This window comes from Mycoplasma procyoni, assembly GCF_017052595.1.
Taxonomy (GTDB): Bacteria; Bacillota_I; Bacilli_A; order Mycoplasmatales; family Metamycoplasmataceae; genus Mesomycoplasma_A; species Mesomycoplasma_A procyoni.
In genome coordinates, this window is the sequence record NZ_JAFIDB010000002.1 from 79,406 (window position 1) to 104,172 (window position 24,767).

The 24,767-nt window shown below is 29.7% G+C and carries 21 protein-coding genes and 2 tRNA genes; 5 read left to right on the plus strand and 18 right to left on the minus strand.

What is annotated here, in order from left to right:
* Window position 1 precedes the first annotated feature (1 nt).
* The 5 genes from JV122_RS01245 to JV122_RS01265 all read right to left on the minus strand — a co-directional run bounded on the left by JV122_RS01245 (window position 2) and on the right by JV122_RS01265 (window position 4,736).
* Window positions 2-577, minus strand: a complete 576-nt coding sequence (locus JV122_RS01245) for a toprim domain-containing protein (RefSeq protein ID WP_205842699.1) — start codon at window positions 575-577, stop codon at window positions 2-4.
* A complete protein-coding gene (locus JV122_RS01250) occupies window positions 577-858 on the minus strand; it encodes a YbaB/EbfC family nucleoid-associated protein (protein ID WP_205842700.1) in 282 nt (93 codons plus the stop codon). Before JV122_RS01250 ends, JV122_RS01245 begins: the two co-directional genes overlap by 1 nt.
* Window positions 859-867: 9 nt before the next feature.
* On the minus strand, window positions 868-3,411 hold the full coding sequence (gene dnaX, locus JV122_RS01255; protein WP_205842701.1) for a DNA polymerase III subunit gamma/tau: 2,544 nt from the start codon (window positions 3,409-3,411) through the stop codon (window positions 868-870).
* A gap of 111 nt (window positions 3,412-3,522) precedes the next feature.
* Entirely contained in the window at window positions 3,523-4,518 is a 996-nt protein-coding gene (gene gap, locus JV122_RS01260; RefSeq protein ID WP_205842702.1) for a type I glyceraldehyde-3-phosphate dehydrogenase, read from the minus strand.
* 142 nt (window positions 4,519-4,660) lie between these two features.
* A tRNA-His gene (locus JV122_RS01265) sits at window positions 4,661-4,736 on the minus strand.
* A 190-nt stretch (window positions 4,737-4,926) separates the two neighbouring features.
* Here JV122_RS01265 and JV122_RS04915 point away from each other — a divergent pair.
* The 4 genes from JV122_RS04915 to fmt are packed head-to-tail and all read left to right on the plus strand — an operon-like array spanning window position 4,927 to window position 9,548.
* The gene (locus JV122_RS04915) at window positions 4,927-5,262 is read left to right on the plus strand and encodes a thioredoxin family protein (RefSeq protein ID WP_205842703.1); all 336 of its coding nucleotides are present in this window, start codon (window positions 4,927-4,929) and stop codon (window positions 5,260-5,262) included.
* Window positions 5,263-5,265: 3 nt separating this feature from the next.
* On the plus strand, window positions 5,266-7,770 hold the full coding sequence (locus tag JV122_RS01275; protein ID WP_205842704.1) for an MAG2960 family serine endopeptidase lipoprotein: 2,505 nt from the start codon (window positions 5,266-5,268) through the stop codon (window positions 7,768-7,770).
* Between the two features lie 10 nt (window positions 7,771-7,780).
* Complete coding sequence (locus JV122_RS01280; RefSeq protein WP_205842705.1) at window positions 7,781-8,683, plus strand: variable surface lipoprotein; 903 nt, start codon at window positions 7,781-7,783, stop codon at window positions 8,681-8,683.
* Between the two features lie 4 nt (window positions 8,684-8,687).
* Complete coding sequence (gene fmt / locus JV122_RS01285) at window positions 8,688-9,548, plus strand: methionyl-tRNA formyltransferase (protein ID WP_373422600.1); 861 nt, start codon at window positions 8,688-8,690, stop codon at window positions 9,546-9,548.
* Between the two features lie 36 nt (window positions 9,549-9,584).
* Here fmt and JV122_RS01290 read toward each other — a convergent pair whose 3' ends face one another.
* The 8 genes from JV122_RS01290 to efp all read right to left on the minus strand — a co-directional run bounded on the left by JV122_RS01290 (window position 9,585) and on the right by efp (window position 15,935).
* On the minus strand, window positions 9,585-10,157 hold the full coding sequence (locus tag JV122_RS01290; RefSeq protein ID WP_205842706.1) for a hypothetical protein: 573 nt from the start codon (window positions 10,155-10,157) through the stop codon (window positions 9,585-9,587).
* A 110-nt stretch (window positions 10,158-10,267) separates the two neighbouring features.
* Window positions 10,268-10,759, minus strand: a complete 492-nt coding sequence (locus JV122_RS01295; RefSeq protein ID WP_205842707.1) for a redoxin domain-containing protein — start codon at window positions 10,757-10,759, stop codon at window positions 10,268-10,270.
* Window positions 10,749-12,146: an MAG5620 family putative phospho-sugar mutase gene (locus tag JV122_RS01300; protein WP_205842708.1), complete on the minus strand. Its 1,398-nt coding sequence runs from the start codon at window positions 12,144-12,146 to the stop codon at window positions 10,749-10,751. Before JV122_RS01300 ends, JV122_RS01295 begins: the two co-directional genes overlap by 11 nt.
* A gap of 29 nt (window positions 12,147-12,175) precedes the next feature.
* A tRNA-Trp gene (locus tag JV122_RS01305) sits at window positions 12,176-12,249 on the minus strand.
* Between the two features lie 15 nt (window positions 12,250-12,264).
* Complete coding sequence (locus JV122_RS01310) at window positions 12,265-13,056, minus strand: ECF transporter S component (protein ID WP_205842709.1); 792 nt, start codon at window positions 13,054-13,056, stop codon at window positions 12,265-12,267.
* Window positions 13,057-13,184: 128 nt separating this feature from the next.
* Window positions 13,185-15,047, minus strand: coding sequence for a transketolase (locus tag JV122_RS01315; RefSeq protein WP_205842710.1), 1,863 nt, complete (start codon window positions 15,045-15,047; stop codon window positions 13,185-13,187).
* 11 nt (window positions 15,048-15,058) lie between these two features.
* Window positions 15,059-15,370: an MMB_0454 family protein gene (locus tag JV122_RS01320; protein WP_205842711.1), complete on the minus strand. Its 312-nt coding sequence runs from the start codon at window positions 15,368-15,370 to the stop codon at window positions 15,059-15,061.
* A gap of 1 nt (window position 15,371) precedes the next feature.
* Window positions 15,372-15,935 carry an elongation factor P gene (efp, locus tag JV122_RS01325; protein ID WP_205842712.1) on the minus strand — a complete coding sequence of 188 codons (564 nt, stop codon included), beginning with the start codon at window positions 15,933-15,935 and terminating at the stop codon, window positions 15,372-15,374.
* A 94-nt stretch (window positions 15,936-16,029) separates the two neighbouring features.
* Between efp and JV122_RS01330 the strand changes: the two genes are divergently transcribed.
* Complete coding sequence (locus JV122_RS01330) at window positions 16,030-16,398, plus strand: hypothetical protein (RefSeq protein ID WP_205842713.1); 369 nt, start codon at window positions 16,030-16,032, stop codon at window positions 16,396-16,398.
* Window positions 16,399-17,287: 889 nt separating this feature from the next.
* Here the strand turns inward: JV122_RS01330 and JV122_RS04920 are convergent.
* From JV122_RS04920 to JV122_RS04930, 5 genes are all read right to left on the minus strand, one after another.
* Entirely contained in the window at window positions 17,288-19,696 is a 2,409-nt protein-coding gene (locus JV122_RS04920) for a PTS sugar transporter subunit IIABC (RefSeq protein ID WP_205842714.1), read from the minus strand.
* A gap of 115 nt (window positions 19,697-19,811) precedes the next feature.
* Window positions 19,812-20,471, minus strand: coding sequence for a GntR family transcriptional regulator (locus JV122_RS01340; RefSeq protein ID WP_205842715.1), 660 nt, complete (start codon window positions 20,469-20,471; stop codon window positions 19,812-19,814).
* Complete coding sequence (locus JV122_RS01345) at window positions 20,471-20,665, minus strand: hypothetical protein (RefSeq protein WP_205842716.1); 195 nt, start codon at window positions 20,663-20,665, stop codon at window positions 20,471-20,473. Before JV122_RS01345 ends, JV122_RS01340 begins: the two co-directional genes overlap by 1 nt.
* The gene (locus JV122_RS04925; protein ID WP_205842717.1) at window positions 20,649-23,180 is read right to left on the minus strand and encodes a PfkB family carbohydrate kinase; all 2,532 of its coding nucleotides are present in this window, start codon (window positions 23,178-23,180) and stop codon (window positions 20,649-20,651) included. The genes JV122_RS01345 and JV122_RS04925 overlap by 17 nt, the downstream gene beginning before the upstream one ends.
* Window positions 23,173-24,741, minus strand: coding sequence for a PTS transporter subunit EIIC (locus tag JV122_RS04930; RefSeq protein ID WP_205842718.1), 1,569 nt, complete (start codon window positions 24,739-24,741; stop codon window positions 23,173-23,175). The genes JV122_RS04925 and JV122_RS04930 overlap by 8 nt, the downstream gene beginning before the upstream one ends.
* Window positions 24,742-24,767 lie beyond the last annotated feature (26 nt).

Consider the following 24,767-nt stretch of genomic DNA (forward strand, 5'->3'; position numbering starts at 1 on the left):
ATTACTTAACTTCCTTTCTGTTTTTCAGAGATTCCATAATGGTGTTTTCGTCCATATAGTCAATTGTTGCACCAATTGGAATTCCATAAGCAATTCTTGAAACTTTTAAATTAGTTTTATCTGCTAAAAGCTTTTCAAGATAATTAGAAAAAGTCATTCCTTCAATTGTTGGTGATAAAGAAATGATTACTTCTTTAAAATCATCAACAACTGAAAGTAGTTTGTTTGTTGTTTTTTCAAGATTTTCTTTATCTTTGTAATCGAAAATGTAATATTTACCATCAAATAAGTTGTGTTTTTCAAGCTTAATAATATCGTTGTTTGTTTCAACAATTAATAAGTTTTTTCTTCTGTTTAGATCTAAACAAATGTAGCATTGTTTGTTTTTAGTAATGAAATTGCAAGTCACACACTGATTAAGATTTTGATTAACAGACTTGATTGAGTCTGTTAATTTTTGTAGTTGCTCATGATCTAAATTAAGAATATAAAAAGCAATTTTTTCAGATTGCTTTTTAGTAACAGATGGTATCTTTTTTAAATTTTCAATTAATTCATCAAATTCTGGACCAAACATTAGAATCCAAGACCTTTTGGCATAATGCTTTCGTGTTTTTCGTCTAATTCTTCCATCGCATCGTTAATTGCAAGAATAATTAGATCTTCTAATGTTTCTTTGTCATCTGGATCAATTAAAACTTCGTTGATTTCAACTGATTTAATTCTTCTGTTTCCGAACATTACAATTTTAATTCCTTGTTTTTCGAAAACGAATTCTGTTTCATTTAATTGTTTTTGTTTAGCTAAAATTTCTTTTTGAGCCTTTTGAGCTTGTTTCATCATTTCTTGTATATTCATAATTTTCTCCTAATCTTTTATAAATTTTGAACCGAAGATTGACATAACTTTTTCTTCTTCTAGTTCTTGTTTTGTTTTTTCTGTTAATACTGGTAGTGGTGTTGGATCTGGAACTGTTTTGGTTTGTAAAATTCTTTCTCACTTCATTTTTGACTCAAAAAACAGTGATTTTGAAATTGCAAAGAAGTGAATTTCTTTTCCAAAAATAGATCTCATTAGTTCTCTAAATAATAGAGAGTTTTTAAAGGAATTTATTTTTCAAATTGCTTCAACGTTTGCATCATCGGCAGAAACTAAAATAAAATCTTCAAGACTTGTAATTATTTTAACTCTTAATAGCTCGCTAATGTAGTCTTTATATTCTGGATTGGTTTCCATAAATAACTTCAAGTTGTCGCTTGAAAGTTCAACTTTTCTTCTTTCAATAATGTCTTTTTTCTTTCTTGACTTTTGAGCTAAAGAGAATAAATTTATTGTCTCATTTACACTTAAGCTATCTTCTGGAATTGCTAAAGAGATTTCTGCAGTTAAGCTTACATCTTCCATTCCTTGAATTGGAATTTCTTTTGTTTCTTCAAATAAAAACGCTGGTGGTTTTGGTTTTTCTTCTATGATTTCTTTTTCTTCATCATCAATTGAAAGGTCTGCAAAAACTTCGCCTTTAATTCTTTGTTCTGGTTTTTCTATAGCTTTATCATATTCGTTTGTAGCTTGATAATTATTGTTTTGTGTTTCTAAAATAACACTATTTTCTGTATTTTCGATTTTTTGTGTCTCTTGAATTTGTTCTTGAGTGTTGTCTAATAAGATGGTATTTGTGATTTTTGGTTGGGCATCAAATTCTTGAGTTATAACAATTTCTGTTGTTATTTCTTTAGAACCAACAATCTCATTTTGATTTAATATTAACTCTTGAGATCTTGAAATAATATCAGTGTTTGAAAGACTTTCAAAGTTTTGCGAAAACATAGAAGGTTCTTCAGAAATCGGATCAAGTGGTATTGATTGTGTTTGGAACATTTCTGATGAGAAGATTGAAGGGTTTGAGTCTTTTTCTAAATATTGTGTTTGAGAAGAATCAAATACATTTTGCTCAAAAACAGAGTGAATTTGTGTATTTTCAACTTTTGGTGGTTCAATTTCTTTTAGTGAACTTTTTACAAATTCTGGGTTTTGTTTATATTCAAACACTTTTGCTTCTGAAAATAAAACATCTAAATCATGTAGTTTATTATCTTCTTGTTTTGGTTGTTGCTCTTGTGGTTTTTCTACAATTGGTTCTGGTTTTATTGGTGTTTCTTTTTCATAACTCTTTTGATTAAAACTAAAGTGATCATCAACTTGATTTTGCTTTGAAAGAGATTCAAGTGCTTCTTTTACTTCTTTTATTTCTTCAACATGAGCACTTTGTTTAGGAACTTCTATAACTGTGTTTATTTCTGTATTTTTGTTTATTGGAGCAACCTCAATCTCTCGTTGAGTTGATTCATAAAGAATTTTTATAAAGCAAATTTCAAGTGTTTGAATTGAGTTGTGAGATGAATTTAGGCTTTGAGAAGTATCAAATAAAATATCAATGTATTTCAGAGCTTTTTTAGGATTAATCTCAATCATTTGAGCTTGGTTAACTGTTATAAAATTAATTAAATCAGCGTTTTTAGTCTTTTTATAAACTAAATAATCTCTTAAAATGGAAATTAGGTTTAAAACGATTGAATTAATGTCATTTCCTGTTTTTTCAAACTCTTTAACAAGAGCAAAAACTTCGCTTGAGAGGTTTTGGTTTAGTTTGTTTAGCAAGTCAATTAGTTTAGTTTTTGAAACAATTCCAAAAACTTTTTCTACAGAATCTTCTGTTATATTTTGTTGAGAATAAATTGAAATTTGCTCAAAAATTGATAGAGCATCTCTCATTCCTCCGTCCGCTAAAGCAACAATTTGTTTTAGAGCATTTTGCTCAAAGTTAATTCCTTCTTTTATTGCAACAAATTTAAGTTGTTCTAAAATAACTGAATCAGATATTTTTGAGAAATTAAACTTTTGAAGTCTTGAAAGGATTGTTAGAGGGATTTTGTATGGATCTGTTGTAGCTAAAATGAAAATCGCATGTTTTGGTGGTTCTTCTAATGTTTTTAATAAAGCATTAAAAGCTGATTTAGTTAACATATGAACTTCATCAATGATATAAATTTTGTATTTTGATGCAACAGGTCTATTTTGAATTTTATCTCTTAGTTCTCTGATTTCTTCTACTCCATTATTGGAGGCAGCATCCATTTCGATTATGTCGAGGGAATTATTTGCGTTTTGAATACAATAATCACAAGGCTTAAGAATATCTTCTGAATGTGGACAATTGATTGTATTTGCAAAAATTTTCGCAACAGAAGTCTTTCCAGTTCCTCTTGGACCTGAAAAAAGATATGCATGAGAAATTTTGTTTGAAGTAATAATATTTTTAAGAGTTTGAATTATAAATTTTTGTCCTCTTACTTCATCAAAAATTTGTGGTCTGTATGTTCTATATAAAGCTTTGTAATTTTTATTTTCCATATTTTATATTTTACCAATAAATGGCCTGATTTTATAAAAATTGCTAATGTTTTGAGTATATAAAAAATGCATAAAAAAACACCAAAAATGGTGTTTTTGTTTTGAGTGTTATTATAGTTTTGTTAAGTAGTTTAATACTCTTACATATTGGTTTACATATGATGATTCATTATCGTATCATGTGTAAATTTTGTATAGACTTTTTCCATCAACTGACATAACTTTTGTTAAAGTAGCATCGAAGATTGATCCTTCTGTTGCTCCAATGATGTCTGATGAAACGATTGGTTCATCTGTGTATCCAAATGATTCGTTTCTGTTTTCAAACATTAATTTGTTGATTTCTTCTGCTGTTGCATCTTTTTTAAGTTCAACTACTAAGTCAACGAATGATCCTGTAATTGTTGGAACTCTTAAAGCGATACCATCCATTTTTCCTTTTAATGAAGGAACTACTAAACCGATAGCTTTAGCTGCTCCTGTTGAAGAAGGAACGATGTTTGTAGCTGCTGCTCTAGCTCTTCTTAAGTCTGAGTGAGGAGCATCTTGTAGTCTTTGGTCAGCTGTGTAAGCGTGAATTGTTGACATGTATCCACGTTCAATTCCAAATGCTTTGTCTAAGAAGTGAACAACTGGTGCTAATGCGTTTGTTGTACATGAAGCAGCTGAAACGATTTTGTCGTCTGCTGTTAAGATGTCGTGGTTTACGTTGTAAACAACTGTTTTTAAGTCTCCTGAAGCTGGTGCTGAAATAAGAACTTTTTTAGCTCCTGCTGCAAGGTGTTTTTCTGATCCTTCTTTTGATGTAAAGAATCCTGTTGATTCAACAACAACATCGATTCCCATTTGTCCTCATGGTAATAATTCTGGGTTTCTTTCAGCTAGAATTTTGATTTCTTTTCCGTTAACTACTAAGTTTCCGTCTTTAACTTCAACTGTTCCGTCAAATCTTCCGTGTGCTGAGTCGTATTTTAATAGGTGTGCTAATGTTTTAGCGTCTGTTAAGTCGTTAATAGCAACGATTTCTAAATCTTTGTATGATTTTAAAATTGCTCTAAAAACTAATCTACCGATTCTACCAAATCCGTTAATTGCGATTTTTTTCATTTCTATCCTTTCGTTTAAAAAACTTTTATTTCTTTAATATTATAATACTATTATTTTTTTTTGTATAAATTTTATTAACTAAATAAAAAAAGTAATAAAAAAACCATTTTTTAAGATACCTAATTATAGAAATCTTAAAAAATGGGGCGGACGACGGGGATTGAACCCGCGAATGTCGGAGCCACAACCCGATGCGTTAGCCACTTCGCCACGTCCGCCATATTCTTTTATATTCTACCATATTTTTTATTTATGATAAACAAATTATAAAAAATAGTAAATATCGGAATTTTTAAGCTCGAAAAGACTAAATTTACACCAATTACACAAAAAACAACTATAAAATAGTAAAATTTAGATATTAAATGAAAGGATTTACAAATAATTTTCTTTTGTAATTATTTAAATATGGAATTAAAAGAAATGAAATGAGCAGATGCTCAAAAAGAAATTGAAAGTGGTGTAGTTTATTTAGAATTCACTACAGCTTGATGTGGAGACTGCAAAATGATGGCTCCAGTTGTTAAACAAGTTGCTGATCACTTTAGTGAAGATAGCAAATTAAAAATGATTAAAGTTGATGCTGAAGAAGCTCAATTATTTAGAAAAGAAGGAACAAAATTTGAAGTTCTAAAAGTTCCTACACACCTAGTTTTAAAAAATGGAGAAATTCTAAACAAAGGTTTTGAATACTTTCCAAAAGACATTTTGATTGAATGAATTGAAAATGCACTAAAGAAATAGTAAATGAAGTTATCTAAAACTATATTTAAACTTTTTTTATTAAGCTCATTTTCTGTTGTTGCAATTAGTTGCAATCAACACCAAGTTCAACCAAATGAAAACACTATTAATAAACCAATAACAGATGATTCTAAAAAGACTAAAATAACCAATATTTCTTTTGAAAAGGTTGCAGAAACTTCTGTTAGTGTTTTTGTTTTTCTAAAAAATCTGGATTTAAAGTCAAATAACAAAATTTACATCCAGATTAATAATAATAAAATAGAAATGAATGCTTTTGATTCTCAGGAATCAAAGGCTTCTTTTTTAGTTAAAAATCTTACCGAAAACACAGAATATACAGTAGAAAAAGCATTTTTAAATTCTCAACAAATTGAATTATCAAAAAAATATTCTTTTAAAACAAAAACTCAAACAACAGAGGGTATTGAGCTTCCTATCAAACCAGAAGATCCACAAAAACCACAAGATCCTTCTGAAACTAAAGAACCAGAAAAACCCACAAATCCAACTCCTTCAACAGAAGATAAAGAAAAACCTCAAACACCAGACGATCAAAACAATCAAACAGATAACAAAAACCCCGCTTTAAGTGAATTTGCAGAAAAATTCAGTTTATCTCTAAATGATGTTTTTGATACTCAAACACAAAAATACAAAGAAGCATCATCAATTCAAACAGCAACTAATTTATATAAAACAAGCTTAAAAGAATTTAAAACATTTTTAAAAACAGAAAATATCGATTTTTCAAATTACAATGAAAATCAAACTGACAGATTCTTTGAGAAACTTCAAAATGTAGGGATTTATGGGGATTTTGGAGAAAATGATGAAGAAAAAATCAAGTATTTTACAGATGGATACAGACAAAAATGAATGACAACTGCAAAATATTTAGAAAACTTTGATGTTAAACAACAAAGTCAAAATCTAAATTCTCAAACTCTTCAAAAACTCAAAGAATTTATTAGCAAAAATCCTTTTGGATTACTCCCTTCAAACTTAAGTCAATTTCTATATTTCTTAAATTTAGACTCAATTCAACAACTATTTTCTATAGAGTCTAAATTAAGTGATGTAAAGGCTAATTTTGATGATAAAAAAGGTGAAATAACTCTTTTATTTAAAACAGAAAAAGGAGATTTTCTCTATTATTTAAATAAACAAAATTCAGATCTAAAAAGCGATAACGACTTTTATTCCTTTATTAATGACAGAACTTTTAGTATTGCTTTTGATTATCTCGTGATCAAACAACAAAATTTTGAACCTTATCCAAAACTTCATAAAGCTAATATCGGTGGTACAGCCTGAATTCTAGACAGAATCACAAATGCACAAAACAGAATTGATGGCGTTTATGATTTTATTGTTGGAACTAATGCTCACGTTATCAACTTTGGTGATTTCTTTGATAAATCACAGTTCTTTTTTGACCCTAATGAATCAACTCAAAAATCTAAAGATTGATATGGTGGTTTTGATTTTAATGCAGTTCCAAAAGTAGAAGATGTTACACAAAACAACAGGATTTCACACCAAAAAATCACAAACCTGCCTCAACAAAATCACCAGTGACTAACAAGAGTGACTTTTGCTAAAAATAACTACAACTCAAGTTATGATTTTGAGCAAAATATCTACAACAGACCAGAATTAACTTATAGCACCTTTAACCTTTGAAGAGAGTGAAAAGACATGTTACTTTACACTCCATTTTTTGCAAGTGAAGGTGTTAAAACAAAAAGAGATGTTGCAGATATTATGCTTAACAAAGGACATCAAAACAGAATCGGAACAACTCCTTATGGTGGCGGAGACTTTGTCTTAATTAAAATAAGACTAACAAAAGCTGAAATCCAAAGAATGTTTCCAAGCTTATATGATGTTTTAGATACAGACAAAGAAAAAGATTGATATTTAGGTCTTGGAAATGAAAACAGCGACTCTAAAGAACTTGAAAATCCAACTAAAACACACTTTGTAGGTGGTTATCCTTTATATTTTGGAAGTTCTGATTATAAATTTGCTTTTAAGGTTGCTAAATCTAACGGTGGAACTATTATTGCTAAAAATAGAATCATTGATAACAAAGATTTTGTTAATATGTGGACTAAATATGATGAGCAAAAAAATAAAGAATATAACAGCTTAAACGAAGACTGAAAAAAATATCAAAAACCTTTTGTTGAGGGCGTTGATCATGGAATGAGAATCAGAATCATCAACCAAATGCCTATTTTAAATCTAAACAACTCAAAAAGCCCACTTGATAGCGGTTCTTCGGGTTCTATGGTAATTGATTCTAAATTTAACTTAATTGGAGTTAATTTTGCTCATGTTTATGCAGCAGACCACAAAGAAGAAATCGGAAACTCTGTCGCACTCTTTAAATCACCTATAAAATACTCAGATTCAAGATTTTCAGGTGATATTAAACAAGATTTTGTTAAAATTCTAAAAGACAAAAATATTCAAACTATTAAGCTAAATTCAGCAAACTAGAAAGGAAAATATGAAGAAAAAATTATTACTATCTCTATTGAGTCTTGCAACAATTCCTGCAATTGCCTTTAGTTGTAATCAAGCTCAAAAAACCGAACAACAAAAACCTGATGATCCAAAAAAAGATAATCAAAAACCTATTAAAGGATCTGACGACTCAAATAAACCAAAAGACACTAAAGAAACTAAACAAGACAAACCAAAAGAACTAACTCAAGAAGAAAAAGACAAATTAGAGCAAGAAAGAAAAGAAAAAGAACAAAAGGAAATACAGTTCAAAAGAAATGTAAAAACTCTTTATCGTGTAACTAATGAAATTGATACTAAACTATCAACATATGCTTATAACTCAAATTATCCAAGATACATTTTCCACTTTAAAGGACTCGATTTATTAAAGCAACTACTTAATTATATAAATGAGCAATTTCCAGAATTAAAAGAAATTGCTTGAAACAAAGATTTTCCTGAATTATTCCTTAACCTTAAAAAAGAAGCTTATAAATTAGATCAAAAAAATCCTGATACAAAAGAATTATTTAGTCTTATCGACAGTTTAGAAAAAAAACATTTAGCAGGAATTAAAACCTCTTTAGGGCAAAGAATTGGTGTAGATAAAAATGAAGATAATTACTTTATCGATTCTAAATTTATGTGAGAAACATTTTCAGATATTTACAAAGATAAAATCGCTGATCTTCACATTTATGGAATAGAACTTATTGATCTTTATTTATCTTATTATTTAAGTCACAACATCACAAACGAACAAAAAAGACAGCAAGAATCAGAAAAATTAAAAGAAGTTAGAGAAATCCTAAAAAATTGATTAATCACATCAACACTTACAAAAGAAAATGTTGAAAAAATAACTAATTTTTTCAATAGCTATGTAAATATAGCTAATAAATAGAGGAATGATGAACAAAAAAATTAAAATAGTTTTAGCAGGAACACCTGAATTTTCAGTTCCTATTTTTGAAGAAATAATCAATAATTTTGATGTTGTAGCAATTGTTTCTCAACCGGACAGACCAGCAAATAGGGGCTATAAATTAGAACCGACTCCAACAAAACTTCTTGCTCAAAAATACAATATCCAACTGTTTCAACCAGAAAAAATTTCTCAAATTTATGATCAATTAGCACAATTAAACTTTGATTTCTTTGTTTCAGCAGCTTTTGGACAATGAGTTCCTGAAAAAGTCCTAAAGCTTGCTAAAAAAGCTTCTGTTAATGTCCATGGTTCTTTATTACCAAAATACAGAGGAGCAAGTCCTATTCAGTATACTTTATTAAACGGAGATAGTGAAGCAGGAATAACTCTTATTTACATGACTAAAGAAATGGATGCAGGAGATATGATTGCAAAAGCATCCATTTTAGTCAAAGAAGAAGATACTTCTCTTGAGTTATTTAAAAACCTTTCTGAATTAGCTAAAAACAATATAGTAAGCTGATTGAGTGATTTATACAATGATAAATTAGTAGCTCAAAAACAAGATGAATCCCTTGTGAGCTTATCACCTAAGATTTCTAAAGAGTTTGCTCAAATATTTAAAGAAGATAAATTAATAGAAACATACAGAAAAATAAAGGCTTTAAACGATAACCCAGGATGCTTTATGTTTGATTCTAATAACAAAAGAATTAAAATTTTTAGAGCATCTTTACAACCACTAAAAAATGCTCTAAAAATTGAATTAAGCGACGGAATTCTATATGCTTACGAGTATCAATTCGAAGGAAAAAAGAAAGTAAACATCCTTTCAAAATAAACAAAAACACGGAAAATTCCGTGTTTTTTGGTTAAATTATTTTTTAGCTAAAATAACGTCTGTGTTTGTGTCGTATTTTAATGAAGAAATTCCTAATGAAGATAATTCAGCAGTAGTTCCTTCGTTTATAGCAATTTTAAATTCATAGTGAGGTGGTAGATCTAATTCTCTTCCAGCTACTACTTTTTTCTCTGCTGCTACAAATGTACTTGTTGCAGTAAATGTTTTTGCGTTTTCTTTAGCAGCTGTTCCTTCTTGGTTTAATTCTTTTAATTCAATTGTAAATTGTTTTGAACCATTATCGTGTGAAACATCATCACCGTCTTTATTTTTTAGAACTAATCAGAAAACAAATTCATTTGATTGTGCTCCATTTTTTTCAAATTTGAAGTAGTAGTTAGCAAACCCTTCTGTTGTTGAAGTGAAGTATGAGTTATCTTCCATGAATTTTGATAATAGTGCTTGTTCTTGTGTTGCTTGATCTGGTTTTTCTGGATTTTCTGGTTTTTTCTCTTCTGCTTTGTTACATGAAACAGCGAAAGCTAGTCCTGAAACTGCTGCAACTGTTGCACTTGAACTTAATAAAAAGTTTTTTAATTTGTTTGACATAATTTTTTTATATCCTTTCGATTTGTATAAGTAATATTCTACCATAATTTTAAAAAAATCAAAATCCACAAAAAAACAGGCAGTTTTTATGCTGCCTGAATTTTTATAGTTTATTTATTGTTTTTGATAATATCTTCTAATTTATCAAAATCAATTTGTTGGTGAACATCGCTGTTGTAAGCGAAGTCAACTACTTTAGAATTTTGGTCTACTACAATGTATCCTCTATTTAATAAAAAGACTTGATCAATTAAAAATCCATAGCTCAATCCAAAGTCTCTTCTTTTGTAATCTGAATAGATTTCAATGTTTGGCATCATGTTTACGCTTTTTCATTCTGCAATTGCACTTGGTAAATCTACTGATACAGAAATAAAATCTACTTCTGGATATTTGTTTGCTAAAATTGAAATTCCTTTTGTTTGCTCATCACAAACTCTTGTGTTAATTGAAGGAAACACAGAAATTATGCTTAATTTCTTAAATTCTTTAATTTCAATATCTTCAAACATTGTGTTTGTAAGCTTTAGTGAAATTTGTTGTCCTTTTTGTAAAGAAGTTCCAAGTAGGTTATATTCTTTATTTTTAAATTTAGTTGTCATTTCTACCTTTCATAAATAACTTGTTGATTATTTGCTTATATTTTATGCTATTGTCACTATTTATAAAAACTAAAAGTTTTTTTAGTGAAAAATCAGCAAAAATCTTGATTTTTTCTCCGGTATTGCTTTCAAAATAATAGATTTGGTCTCAGTAATTTAATAATTCAATTTGCTTATCGATTACCTTAAAATCATAGAGTTTGAGTTCTTCAATGAGATCTTCTACTTGTTCTACTCCATAAACTTCAAAATCAATTATTCCTTTAAAGGAATTCATTTTTTTGAAAATCTCTTTTGTTTTGTCAAAATTTGAGTTTTGAGTCTTTTGATAATTTAAGAAATTAAGAATTAAAATAACTTTAACAAAGGGATTTTGTTTAACTAAATTGTTTAAATAGCTAAACTCAATTTCTTGATTTTCAAGAAGCTCTATTTGTTGTTTAAGTACTTTTGAGGAGTTTGACATCTTTTGATTTAGTAAATCAAAATTAAAGATGGAATTGAAGTTGTTGATGATTTTAGTATCTTCTGCTGTTCTGTAGTTTTTAAAGAAGATTAAAAAGAGAATTTGCTCTTCTAAAGTCATTTTTCTGTATTTTTTATTTTCTTTTATGTAAATGTCAATTTTTTGGCCATTTGAATAAATATCAATAATAACATCTGGTTTTTTATAAAAAGAAAATAACTTGAGTTTGAGAGCTTTGTTTTTTGACTTTTTGAAAAAAGGTAAAAAGTAATATTTGAAGTCTAAATTACCAATTAGGTGCTTTTGTAATTGATCGATTTTGTAGTTTTGAGACAGAAAACCAACGCTTAAAATTCTGCTTTGATCTTTGTTGAGATCTAAAGAACCAAAGGTTTTGGAAATAAATTCATTAAAGATGTTTTTGGTGCTTAAAATGGAAATATCGCTTTTGATATTTGAGTTTGAAAAGACTTCTTGCTGTAGTTGTTCTGCTTTTTGTTTGAGTAGCTCAAAGTTTGTGGAACTAAATAAATTGAATTTTGAGTTGTAGATTTCTAAAACATATTGATTTGTGTTTTTGTCTTTGTAGCAATAAAAAGAAATGGCAAATTTAGAGCTTTTAGCTACAAAATCAAAAATTGGTTTTAAAACAAAATCGCTTTCTTTTAAAGAGAAAACTTTGATGTGGGATTGGTTAAGATTTTGGTTGATGATGTTGATAATTTTTTTAGAAAATTTGTCATTATCATGACAGCTCAGAACTTTAATAATTGTTTGATCTTGTGGTTTTGAGAGTTGAGCAATAGCTAAAGCAAGAACTTTAAGATTTCTTTCGCTAAAGATTTCTTCTTTTGCAGATTCTGAAGCGACAAATTGGCTTTTTTTAAGGTTTTGTGGGAAAAATGTGTTATTTTCTTTCATTGTACTCCGTTTTTTGGTGAATTAACATATGGCGGAGGTTAAAGGAATCGAACCCTTGCGAGCGGGTTTGGAATCCGCTGTACTACCATTATACTAAACCTCCATAACCCAAAAAGGGTTATATTGCTCATCCGTTTTGATAATTTCTTGCATATTTCTTCTGTAATTTTCATAAAACAGGTGTGAGCGACACTAAAAATAGTGTATAAATAGGAATTGTAATTAATCCCTTAAGAATAATTGGTGTTAAATAAATGTAGAAATATTTGCTGATTTCTCTGCTTTTATTACTTTTAACACCAATAAAGCGGTTGTAATACTGCACAAAAGCAAAAGGACCTCATAGTCATCTTGCAAGCATTATTACAATTAAAATAATTGCAAAAACAAAGGTAATTAGGAAATAAATTTCTTTTTTAGTCTTGATTCAAAGACTAAAAAAGGTACTAAAGAATGCTAATGATAAAATCATGAATCCTATTAATAATCCTAAAATTACTTCTTTTGTGAAAAAGGATGAAACATCTTTTTCAATACTATCTAATTTAATAGTTGATTTTGCATTTGGTTTTGTAATTTCAAGTGCATAAATTGTAATTAATAAACAAAAAACAACAGCAATTGAAATAATAATTATTGTTAAACTCCACTCTCGTGGTAGTTTAAAGGTCTGGAATAAGCCTCAAGAAACTAAAACAACAAACACAGGGACAATTGCATATTCAATCATCCAAGTTGCAATTGTTGAGGTTATTAATAAATTGAGTGTGTCAGCCAGAACTCCTAATAAAGAACCTTTGAAAGGTCCTAAAATTAATCCAAAGATGATGAAAAAAGGAATTTCAAAGCTGATATTAAGTTTTTTGGTGAGAATGGTTAGTCTTAATAAAAAGGCTAATCCTAAATACATTCCTAAAAGGATTGCACTGATTGTAATATCATATGTAGTAAACTTAAAAATTTTGTTTTTTTGAAAATATTCGAAAAACTTATGTTTTCGAATATTTTGTTTATTTAAATTGTTATTTGTATTAAAACCTACTTAGCTTCTAATTTAAAGTGTTTTATTACATATGCTCTTACTGAATCGTAATCTAGTTTAATTTTTTTGTAAACTAATGAACCTGGTGCTGAGTAACCAAAGTCATCGTGTCCAATGTTGTGACGAGCAACTTTTGCTCATCCAAAAGTTGAAGCAGCTTCAATTGAAATTGCTTTTGAAGGATTTCAAAGAAGTTTTCCGTCTCAGTTTGAAGCTGAAATTAAGTTAAGGTTGAATTCTTTAGCAACTTTGTATGCATTTGCTAATTCACTTCCTGTTGCAATAAGTGCATATGGTGAATCTGTTTTTTGTACAAAGTAGCTTCCTTGTTTGAATAGTTCTTTGTTTGTGTTTTCTAATGAAGTAATGTTTTGTCTTGTTAGAACGATTGTGTATGGTTGGTGTTTTGAGTTAATTGCAAGTTCATATGAAGCAACTACTTCTTTTTCATCAGCTGGTCTTAGAACTTTCATTCCTGGAAGTGAACGTAACATTGCTAATTGTTCAATTGGTTGGTGTGTTGGTCCATCTTCTCCAACAAACACTGAATCGTGTGTAAATACATAAGTTACTGGAAGTTTCATTAGTGCTGAAAGTCTCATTGCTGGTTTTACATAGTCAGCAAATACAAAGAATGTAGAAACAAATGGTTTTAGAACTGAGTGTAGAGCTAATCCGTTTGCAATTGTTCCCATTGCAAATTCTCTAACTCCAAATAAGATGTTTCTTCCTTTTCTGTTGTCTCTTGAGAAAACTCCGTCTCCTCCACCTGCTTTAGTTGAAGCAACTAAGTCAGCTGAACCTCCGATTCATGTTTCAACATTATCGTTTAGGTATTTGATTACAGAACCTGAAGAAGATCTTGTTGCATCATCTTTTTTAAGTTGTAAATCAAGTTTGATTTCTTTGTTTGCACTGTTTAAGTAAGCTTTTAGAGCATCTGATTCATTAAATGCAGACATAATTTCTTCTGATCTTGCAAATAATGTATCTTTGTAGTATTGACTAACTTCTTCTGGAACTTCGAAATCTCCGTGTTCTCAGTTTAATTGAAGTTTAACATTTGCAAAGTCATCTCCTAAAGGTGCTCCGTGAACATCACTTGTTCCTTGTTTTGTTGCACCTTCACCAATAACTGTTTTAACTTCAATAAATGAAGGTCTTTTTGTTTTTTTAGCTCTATCGATTGCTGCAGAAATTCTTTCTACATCGTTTTTAGAAACTAATTGGTAATCAAATCCCATAGCTTCCATTTTTAGTCTTAGATCATCTGAGTTTACTTCTGAAACTGGTGTATCTAATTGAATATCGTTTGAGTCGTGTAGAACAATTAGTTTGCTTAATTGTCATTTTCCAGCTAAAGAAAGAGCTTCGTTTGCAACTCCTTCTTGTAGATCTCCATCTCCACATAATACATATGTGTAGTGGTTAATTTCTGGGAATTTTGCGTTTAGGTGTGATTCAGCAAGTGCTAAACCAACAGCCATTCCAACTCCTTGTCCTAAAGGACCTGTAGTCGCTTCAACTCCAACTGTGTGACCAAATTCTGGGTGTCCTGGTGTTAGAGAATCTAGTTGTCTAAAGTTTTCTAGGTCTTGTTGTTTAATTAAACCTAAAATTCTTAGTTGTGCATATAAAAGAGCAGATCCGTGTCCTGCTGAAAGAATAAATCTATCTCTGTTGATTCATTCTGGAGCCATTGGGTTGAACACTAAGTGTCTTGTGAATAGTGTATGCATAATTGTAGAAGCACCTAAAACAATTCCAGGGTGTCCTGAATTAGCTTTGTTAATTGCTGCTACTCCATTAACTTTTAAAGTGTTTATGGATAATCTATCTAAATTTTTATCGAATTTCATATTAATATCCTTTATTTTTTAATTTTGCCTTTGTATTGCAGAGTCATGTTTTCAGCTTCAACTCCAATTAAGAATTTGATAGCTTCTTTAAGGGAATTTAATAAATTGTTAACTACATCACTAAAATCTTGATTTGTTTCAAAAACATAAAAAGCAAGATCTACAGAAACATTTGTGTTTGTGTTGTTTATAACAACTTCGATATCTCCATCAAGTTTAACATCTCTGTTTTTAACAAAAACTGCTTTGATTGTTTGGGCAAAGGCATTTTTGTGAATTGAGTATACTTGATTTAATCCGTAATTAACAATGACATATTCCATTTTATTTACCAGCTCTTCCTACGTATTTTCCTGTTTCACTTGAAACAACGATAATTTCACCTTCTTTGATGAACATTGGTGTTTCAACTTCGAAACCAGTTTCTAATTTAACTTTTTTCTGTGGGTTTGTAGTTGTGTTTCCTTTAACAGCTTCTGGAGCTTCTACAACTTCTAATTCAACATTGATTGGTAATTCAATGTCTAAAACTTCTGATTCGAATTTTCTTACGATTACTTTTTGACCATCTTTTAGAAAATTCATTTCTCATTCAACTTTTGAGTTTTCAATTACTATTTGCTCATATGTTGTTTCATCCATTAAAACGATTCCTGTACCATCGTTGTATAGATAGTTCATTCCTGTTTTTTCAATGTGAGCTTTTTCAACTTTATCTCCACCTGTGTAAGATTTAATTGTTGTTGATCCTGTTCTTAAATTTTTTACTTTTGCTTTTACAGTAGCTTGTCCTCTACCTTGTTTTGAGTGTTGTGATTCAAGCACGATAAATAACTCACCATTTTCTTGGTACGTTATTCCTGGTTTAAAATCATTAACGTTAAACATTTTTCCTCCTATATTAAAGTAATTTCTTTATTAAATTATATTATCTTTGATGAATTTAAATAACAAAAATTTATAAATCTTATATAATTTTTTTATGAATTTTTACCAGTTTGCCCAAGAAACAACAAAACAAGCCTCAAATCCAGCAAATTACACTATTTTTCCTTATTGATTACAAGTAATTTTAGGAGTTCTTTTTATTTTATTAGGAATTGTTACTTTTTTGCTTTATCCTAAAGCAAAAAGAAAAGCTGAAGAATACAAAAAAGGACAATTAGAAGAATACAAAAAACTTCATAAAATTGCCCCAGCAACTAATGTAAGTTATGAATCAACAAAGATGTATTTACCTGCTTGAGAAAACTTTAAATTAGGTTTACCTATAATTTTTGGAATTGTATTTATTGTGATTGGGATTTCATTTATATTTGGAAGTTGAATCTTCCCAAATATTCTAAAATAAAAACACTAGCTAAATTTAGTTAGTGTTTTGTTTTGCTTTTGGTTTGCCAAAAACTATTGTTTTAGTGCTATTTTAGAAAATTTTAATCATTTCTTCAAGGGTATTTATTTCAAAAAATCTTTGTTTTAAAACTGATGTATTTAGGTCTTTGTACATGTGCACTAAAAACATTTCTAATGTGATAATAGATAAATAGAAGAGCGTAAATTAATATTCATAATATATTGACAAGTGATAGATAAACTAAATCAGAAGGGTGGTCCGTATAGAGTTGAAAAGTTACATATCCTAACGGAACAAGAAGCGAATATAAAAGAACTACTAAAGTAGCTAAAATTATTTTAATTCTTCTTATTTGTTTCTTGCTTCATTGTTTCTCAAAATCTAATTTAACATTAACTATATAAGAGAAAAATAGTCAATTTTTCTGATCTTTTGGAATTGGTTGTTGGTTTTTGTTAAATAAATAATTAAATTTCAAGGCGTAAAGTATTCTGAAAAATGCAAAAAGTAGTCAATAAAGACCTGTAAAAAAATAAAAGTTAATTACTAATATCTGCTTGCCTTTGAAAGATCAGTGCAAACAAAAAAGAAATAAAAGAAATTAACAAAAAAACTAATATGAGTATTTTTGTCACTAAATAAGTTTTATTTTTGTTATCAATATCCATTGTTTTTTCTCCTTTGTCAAATTCATTTTTTGAAGTTAATCTTTTAATTTTCAGTTCTTCTCTCATTCTATTATAAATATATCTACAATTTAATTATATAACTTTTTAGACTAAAAAATTAAAAATAATGAATTTTAGCAACTTCAAAAATTTTTTATAGTATAACTAAACAAAAGCTAATAGAAAAGATGCAATTTCTTGCATCTTTGTCTTTTGTGTTATTTTACACTGAAAATTTCATCTTTTTCTGTTGCTTTTCCGTATTTGAAATCAAATACTTCGTTTTTAGATGATTCAGACATAACGATGTAAACGATGTCTGTTTTTTCAATTTCAGGTCTGATGATATTCATATCAACTTGTCCTAATAATTGACCTTGTTTAACTTCATCTCCTTGTTTTACAACGCTTGAGAATCCTTTTCCACCTAAATTAACTGTATCAATTCCAACGTGAATCATAATTGCAATTCCGTCTTTTGATTTAATTCCATATGCATGTTTTGTTGGGAATAGAGTTTCTACTACTCCATCAAATGGTGCATACAGATCGACGATTTGTGTTGATGGATCAACTTCAATTACAACTCCATCACCAAGCATTTTTTCTGAAAATACTCCATCTTGAATGCTTGATAATTCTTTAATTGTACCTGAAGCAACTGATCTTAAAGAAATAGATGATGAGTTATTTTGTACTTCTGTGTTCACTTGAGCTTCTTCTTTCATTTGTTCTTGAGGTTGCTCATTTGATAAGTCTTCTCCAATGTGAGAACTTAATTTTGAGTTAAGTTGTTCAGCTATTGGTCCAAAAATAGCTTGAACGTGGTTTTCTCCAACAAAAACAACCCCAACCGCACCTGCAGCTTTTAAGTCATCGACATTAACTAACGTTTTGTCTTTAATGTCGTATCTTAATCTTGAAGCACAGTTGTTGAATTTTGAAATGTTGTCTCATCCACCGAAAGCTCTAATAACTGCTTTTTCTTTTTCATTTAAAGAATTTTTGTTTGATTTTGTTTCTTCTGTATCTTTATTTTTGTAGTCTGCTTTTGTAAATAGTTTTACATTTTTTCCTCTACCTGGAGTTTCTAAGTTTGCTTTTTTGATTACAAAGTAGAATACTACAAAGTAAATAGGAGCATAAACAATACCTACGACGATTCATCATCAGAAGTGTGTTCCTTTAACAACAGGAATAATTCCATAGATAATTAAGTCTAGGATTCCTCCTGAGAAAGTTTGTCCGATGTGAGCTCCAAGAACGTTCATTAACATAAACGCTAATCCAGCCATAACAGCGTGGAATCCTCAGAACATGTAAGGAGCTAAGAATAAGAATGTAAATTCGATCGGTTCTGTAACCCCTGTAATAAGAGCTGTAAGAGCTGAAGGCATAACAGCACTTAAAGCAACTTTTCTGTTTTCTTTAGGTGCTGCAAATACCATAGCTGCTGCAGCTGCTGGTAATCCAAATTGCATAAATGGATATTTACCTTGTAGGAATCTACCAACTTTAAGACCTAAGTTTGTTTGTAGGAATTCAAATATTGGTAATATACCGTATTTTTCGTCTGTTCCTTTTCAGTAAACATAGTTTTGTGGTAACCCTAAAACAGCTGAAGAGATTTTAGAGTCTCCTGCTCATTTTTCAACATCAAGTTTTACTAATGCAGCAAAATCGTGAATTGAAAATGCTTGTGATTGTGTAACTCCAAGAGCTTTGAAATCAATGTCTTTATAGTCATCTAAGTATTTTCCGTCTGTTAGAGCAGTTTGTAATAAATCATTAACATCCCCTCCAACTGATGTATATCATAGTGGTGAGTAGAATGCATGGTGAAGTCCAAATGGAATTAGAGATCTTTCAATAAATCCAAAGATTAATGACTCAAATCCATATGGCACATGGTTAAGTGATTTTCCAAATGCTGTTAGTCCAGCACCGACTCATGGTCAGAATAATAGGAAAACTAATGAAATTGGCACCATAGCTAAAATAGAAACTATTGGTACAAATCTTTTACCTCCAAAGAATGAAATCATTTGAGGTAGTTGAATTTTGTAGAATTTATTGTATAGATATGAAACAACAATACCTACGATAATCGCTCCAAAAATTGATGTTTGCATTGATTTAATTCCAAATGCAAAACCTACAATTTGTTTAGAGGACTCAAGGGTTCTTCCAGCCCCTGCGAATAAAATAGTATAACCTTCAAGTGTTTTACCATCTGCGGCTTTAACTTCGTCTATAAAAGGAACTTGAAGTCCTAAGAAAACAAAGTAAGCAACCATTGATGAAAACACAGCCGTACCTGCATCATTTGTAAAGGCGATAACAAATGCTGCTGTAAATAATATTGGAAGAGCTCCAAAAACTGGGTCTCCTAGGTTTTTAATTAAAAGACCGAATTTTATTAAGCCTGTTGAATTACCTGCTTGAGATACAATTGTAGAACCGATTCCAAGCATTAATCCAGCAATAGCCATAACAGCAATTGGAAGCATGAAAGCACCAGAAATCTTAGATAAGATTAATTTTGCTTTACCATTACCACCATTTACTTTTGGCTTGTTCTTTTTAAACTTAAAGAACTCAGTAAATTTCTGTGCGAATTTATGCATATTTCCTTTCTTTTTAAACTTGTTTCTACAAGTTCTTTAATATTATATATTATTTTCGTATATCATAGTAAAAACAATATATAACACTGTGTTTGAATACTAATTTTGCTCAAAATTAGTCCAAACTGTGATATTCAATAAATTCTCACTCAAAACTATTTAAATAGTAATTAATAGATATTTCTAGTAATTCATTTTTGTCTGAATAGGTATAAGAAACTAACTTAATTAAGTGCGAAGCACTAACATGAAAATACTTTTTAATTTCTTCAGAAACCTTAATTAACTTAATTTTCTTTTTTGCAAATTTAATGTTTATTCCACTTTCTTTAAAAGCGGAATAAACAGAGTCTTCTGCTTTTTCTTGTCCTACTTTGTTGATAATACTTTTTGGCACTTTTTGGATGGTATAAATAAAGGGTAAGTCTTTATAGTAGCGAATTTTCTTTATTTCATATCATCCGTTTGATTTTAGTTCTTCTGAGAAATCTGCATGAAAAATTGTTTTGAGGTGCACAGATTGTGCACATTCTCCATAAACTTCTAAAAATGAACCTAATACATTATTAGATTCATTATAAACATATCCCTTTCCTTGAAAAGGGATTAAGACTCTAGAAGAAACAAGCTGTTTTAGAGCAACTCTCACAGTTGTTCTAGAAACAGCTAAAGTTTTAGATAATTCATTTTCAGAAGGAATTAATTTATTAGGTTCAATTTGGCCGCTTTTGATCATTTCTGATAAATAAGAAATGACTTTTTTGATCTTTGACATTAGCTTTTTGGCTTTTTAAAAATAAATCAAAAACTTAAGATTATTAAGGCGAAAATAGAACCGATTGCTAAAGGAATAATAACAAAACTATATCAGTTTTCTTTTAATCCTTCGATACTAAAACAAAGAATTATCCCAATAATGATTCCAATCAAAAACACGCTTGGAATCATTATTTTAATTACTTTTTTCATTTATAAATTCCTTTTTGAATTTCTGTTCAACAGCTGCTCATAACTCTTTTTGTTTTTGGAAGGCAAGCGGTTTTGGAGGTAGTGAAAGCGCTCCGACTTTTTCAACAACATAAGAAGCAACTACATTAGAATCAAAGACTTTTTCAATTAGTTCTAAATTGAACTCAAGTTTCTTTTTAGTTCCTGAATTAAGACCAAGTCATTTGGCAATGAAAGTTCCAAAGAAAGCATCTCCAGCTCCTGTTGTATCGATTTGTTCTGCTTTTCTAGAAGGAACAACAAAGTGTTTTTGATTTAAATAAACAAGAGTTCCTTCTTTTCCTAAAGTCACTAAAAACACTTTATTTTCATAAACAGCAAGCTTTTGTAGTGCCGATTCAAGATCTTCTGTATTTGTAACTAAAAGTAGTTCTTCTTTTGAGAATTTAACAAAATCAGCATATTCAATGAACTCATTTGTTTTTTCTAAAAAGGAATCTAGTTGATCTTTGTATAGTGCTTCTCTGTAGTTAGGATCAAAGAAGATTGGTTTGTTTTCTGTTTTAGCTTTTTGAGCTAATTTTCTGTATGTTTGGAATAGATCACCACCTAAAAAGGCAGTTGCAGATACTAAAGCAAGCGCACTAAATTTTTTGTTTTTGATTCTTTCGTAGTTAAGATCTTTATCAGCTCCACGAATGAATTCAAAACTTCTTTCACCTGCTTTATTTAATTTAACAATTGCTCTTGTTGTGTATTTGTCTTCTTGTCAAAAAATATTGTCTCCATCTAAATCTCATTTTGCTCTAGTTTCTAATATTTTTGCAAAATTTTTATCTTTACCTCCGACCATTCCACAGAAAGCGCTGTTTATGTCTTGGTGCTTAATTGCTACCGCAACATTAAAGGAAGCTCCACCAATTTCTTCGTGTTTTTTTCTTCCGATTCTGTATTCATCGAACACAAGTTCTCCAGGAACTAAAACGTTATGTCCATAGTCTCAATCAATTGAAATTGGCTTAATATCTCCTTTTCAAACATCAAGATTTTTTGGTGAAAAAGTAAGATCTCCATCGATAAAGTATTTTATTGTGAAGGCTTTTTGACCACCATTAAAGTGAATTTCAATTAATGAAGAGTCTAAAATCATACTAAATTCAGTCGCATCAGGGATATCTCTTGTGATGATGTTAGGAGAAGTTTTAGAAACAATTTCTGTCATTTGTTCTCTATTAACAATCAGTTTTCCTCTTTTGTATTCAAAAGTAATTAAACCTAAAATATTACCTTTTTCATCATGCCCTTCAATCTTAAATGATCAACTCTTTTTATTTGCTCTTGCATGAAATACTGCTTGTCTTTTGTATTTATCTAAAACTACAGGCGAAGAAGTGAACTCATAATCATCAAATAAGTAATCAACTTTTTTGATGTATTGAGTTTCTAATTTATTTTCAGGAGAAATTCAGAACTGTCTTGGTAATGTTAGTGAGTTAGCATAGTGATAATCAAAAGTTGCCACAGATTCTGTTTCTGGGTTTCCTGCTCAAGCTATAAAGTGAGCATTTTGATCATCTGGATTATTCATAATTTGTGGTGCATAAAAATCCGGACCAAGGTCTAAAAGATCTCAGCTTTCAACCTCAAATTCCAGTGTGTCTCAATTCATTTGTCCTAATAAATAAATTGAAACATCTCTGTTTTGATTGTCTTTTTCATAAAAATAAGCACCTTGTGTTGAAATAAATAAAACATCTACAAAGGCATTGTAAGTAAAACTTGGACACTCAAACATAAAGGCATCTTCGAGTTGTTTTGGTGCATTAATAAACTTAATTTCACCAATTCACTCAAATTTAGAATCAGCTTTTTTAGATCTGTATACAGCGATTTTCCCTTTTGATTCTAAATTTTGAGCACCTAAAAGTAAATAGTAATAACCATCTTTTTTAAATACATAAGGATCTCTAAAGTGTCTTGTGTATTTTGTTTTATCAACTGAAAAAAGTAGTTTTTTAGTTTTTTCAGTTTCTTTTCAGTTGTCATTAAATTTAGCAACCATGATGTTTGAAGTTGCTTCTTTTGAGCCATAAGTATTATTTTCTTTTATATTACCTGTGTAATATAAAAGTGTGCTTTTGTTGTCTGAAATAGCAGAACCAGAGTAGATTCCGTTTGCATCATATTCATTTGAAGGTCTTAGACCAATTAAATGGTGCTTAAATTCTCTAAAGTTAGTTGTACTAAAATAAGCTTGATGCTTGTTTGCATGAATTGGATCAAAGGGATTTCATTGATAAAAAATGTAGTAAGTTCCTTTGTGGCAAACATAGTTATTTGGATCATTTAATAATCCAGAATAAGCAGAAAGGTGAAGTCTATTGTAGTAGACATCACCTTTTGTAATTAAGTGTTTTTGATATAATTCAGCAATTGAATTATCATCAAAAACTTTAGTTTTATTTTTTTGTTCTTGATAGAGTTTTTCAATTTTTGAAAGTGTTGTTTGATATTTTTGTTCTTTTTTATTAAGCATTTTCCTTTATAAATTCCTTAAGAGCTTTTTTACCAAATGTTTTTGAAAAAATAAATGTTAGAGTAGCTGAGGAAATTGAAGCAATTACTGAAGCAATTGCAATGTTTGCCATTGGAGCAAGTGCTCTGTGGAAGAACATTTTGTTTCCTCATGGAACTAATTTTTCATAAGCATCATAGTATTTAACTAAAGCATCGCTCTTAACAGGAGAGAATTGAATAAATCCAAGTCATGAAGCTGAACCTAATGAACTTGCTACTGTTTGTGACATTCCTACTCAGTATCCTCCAATACCAGCTGAAATTGAAGCAGCTAACATAGGGAAGAATAGTGGAATATTTGTACCAAACATTGCTGGTTCAGTAATTCCTAAATTAGCAGCAATACCTGATGAAAGAGCTGATGATGCTAGTTTTTGTGATTTTTTGTAAAGAATAACAAACATCATTAGAGCAGCAACCCCTTGTGCAATGTTTGAAACAGTTGCAATAGAAGTAATTCAAGTAAATCCTTGTGAAGCTATTAATTGAGCTTCAATTGCTGTAAATCCTTGGTGTAGTCCTGTTACAACTATAAATGGATAAGCCATACCAATTAATAATCCACCTAAACCAAACCCTGGGAAGTTTGTGTAAGTAAAGATTGCATTAGCAGCATAACCAATTCCGATTCCGATGTATCTTCCAATTGGACCTACAAATCAGAATCCAAAGAAGACACTGAATACTACAGTTACTAAAGGAACTACAACGATTGCAAGTGCTTCTGGTGTGTATTTTTTAAGTAATTTTTCTACATAATAAGCCATTGCAATAATTAATAGAACTGGGAAGATTTGTGCTTGATATCCAATGAATTTTCATTGGAAGAATGAAACAAATGAAGGGAATAGAGCAAAAGCGCCTTCTACTTCTTTTGCATTTGAAGAATTTCATCCATTTACTAAAGCTGGTGAGATCATTATTAGACCAATTGCAAGACCTAAAAATGGATTTCCGCCGAACTTTTTCATTGCTGTATAACCCACTAAAGCAGGTAGTCCACCTAAAATTGCTCCACCAATTAATTCAAAGAATTTAGCAGCACCTTTTGCAGATTCGCTATTTGAAACTGTTGAAATAAAGGATGTTAGAGCAAGAGAGATCCCTCCTGCAATAAACACAGGGATTAATGGTACAAAGATCTCTGAAAATGATCTAACTAGTCATCTTAAAACTAAAAATAAATTACTTTTAAATGATAACTCAGGATTTCAGAGTTTTTTCTTTGTGCTTGTTTGTTGTTTGTTTTCTGTTGTGTTGTTGTTATTTAGATAATTATTTAAATTATCAACTACTTTGTTTACTGTCCCTGGACCATAAATAACTTGGTATTGATCACCTTCTAAAGTAGCACCTTTAGCAAGTGCTACTTTTGAAAGTTTTTTAAGATCAATTTTAGTTTGGTCATGAACATAAACTCTTAATCTTGTGGCACAGTTAAAATATTGTTTAATATTTTCTTTACCACCTAATGCTTCAACGACTTCTTTTGAAACATTATCTCAATCAAATTTTTGCATTTTGTCCTTTCTAAAAAACTTTATAC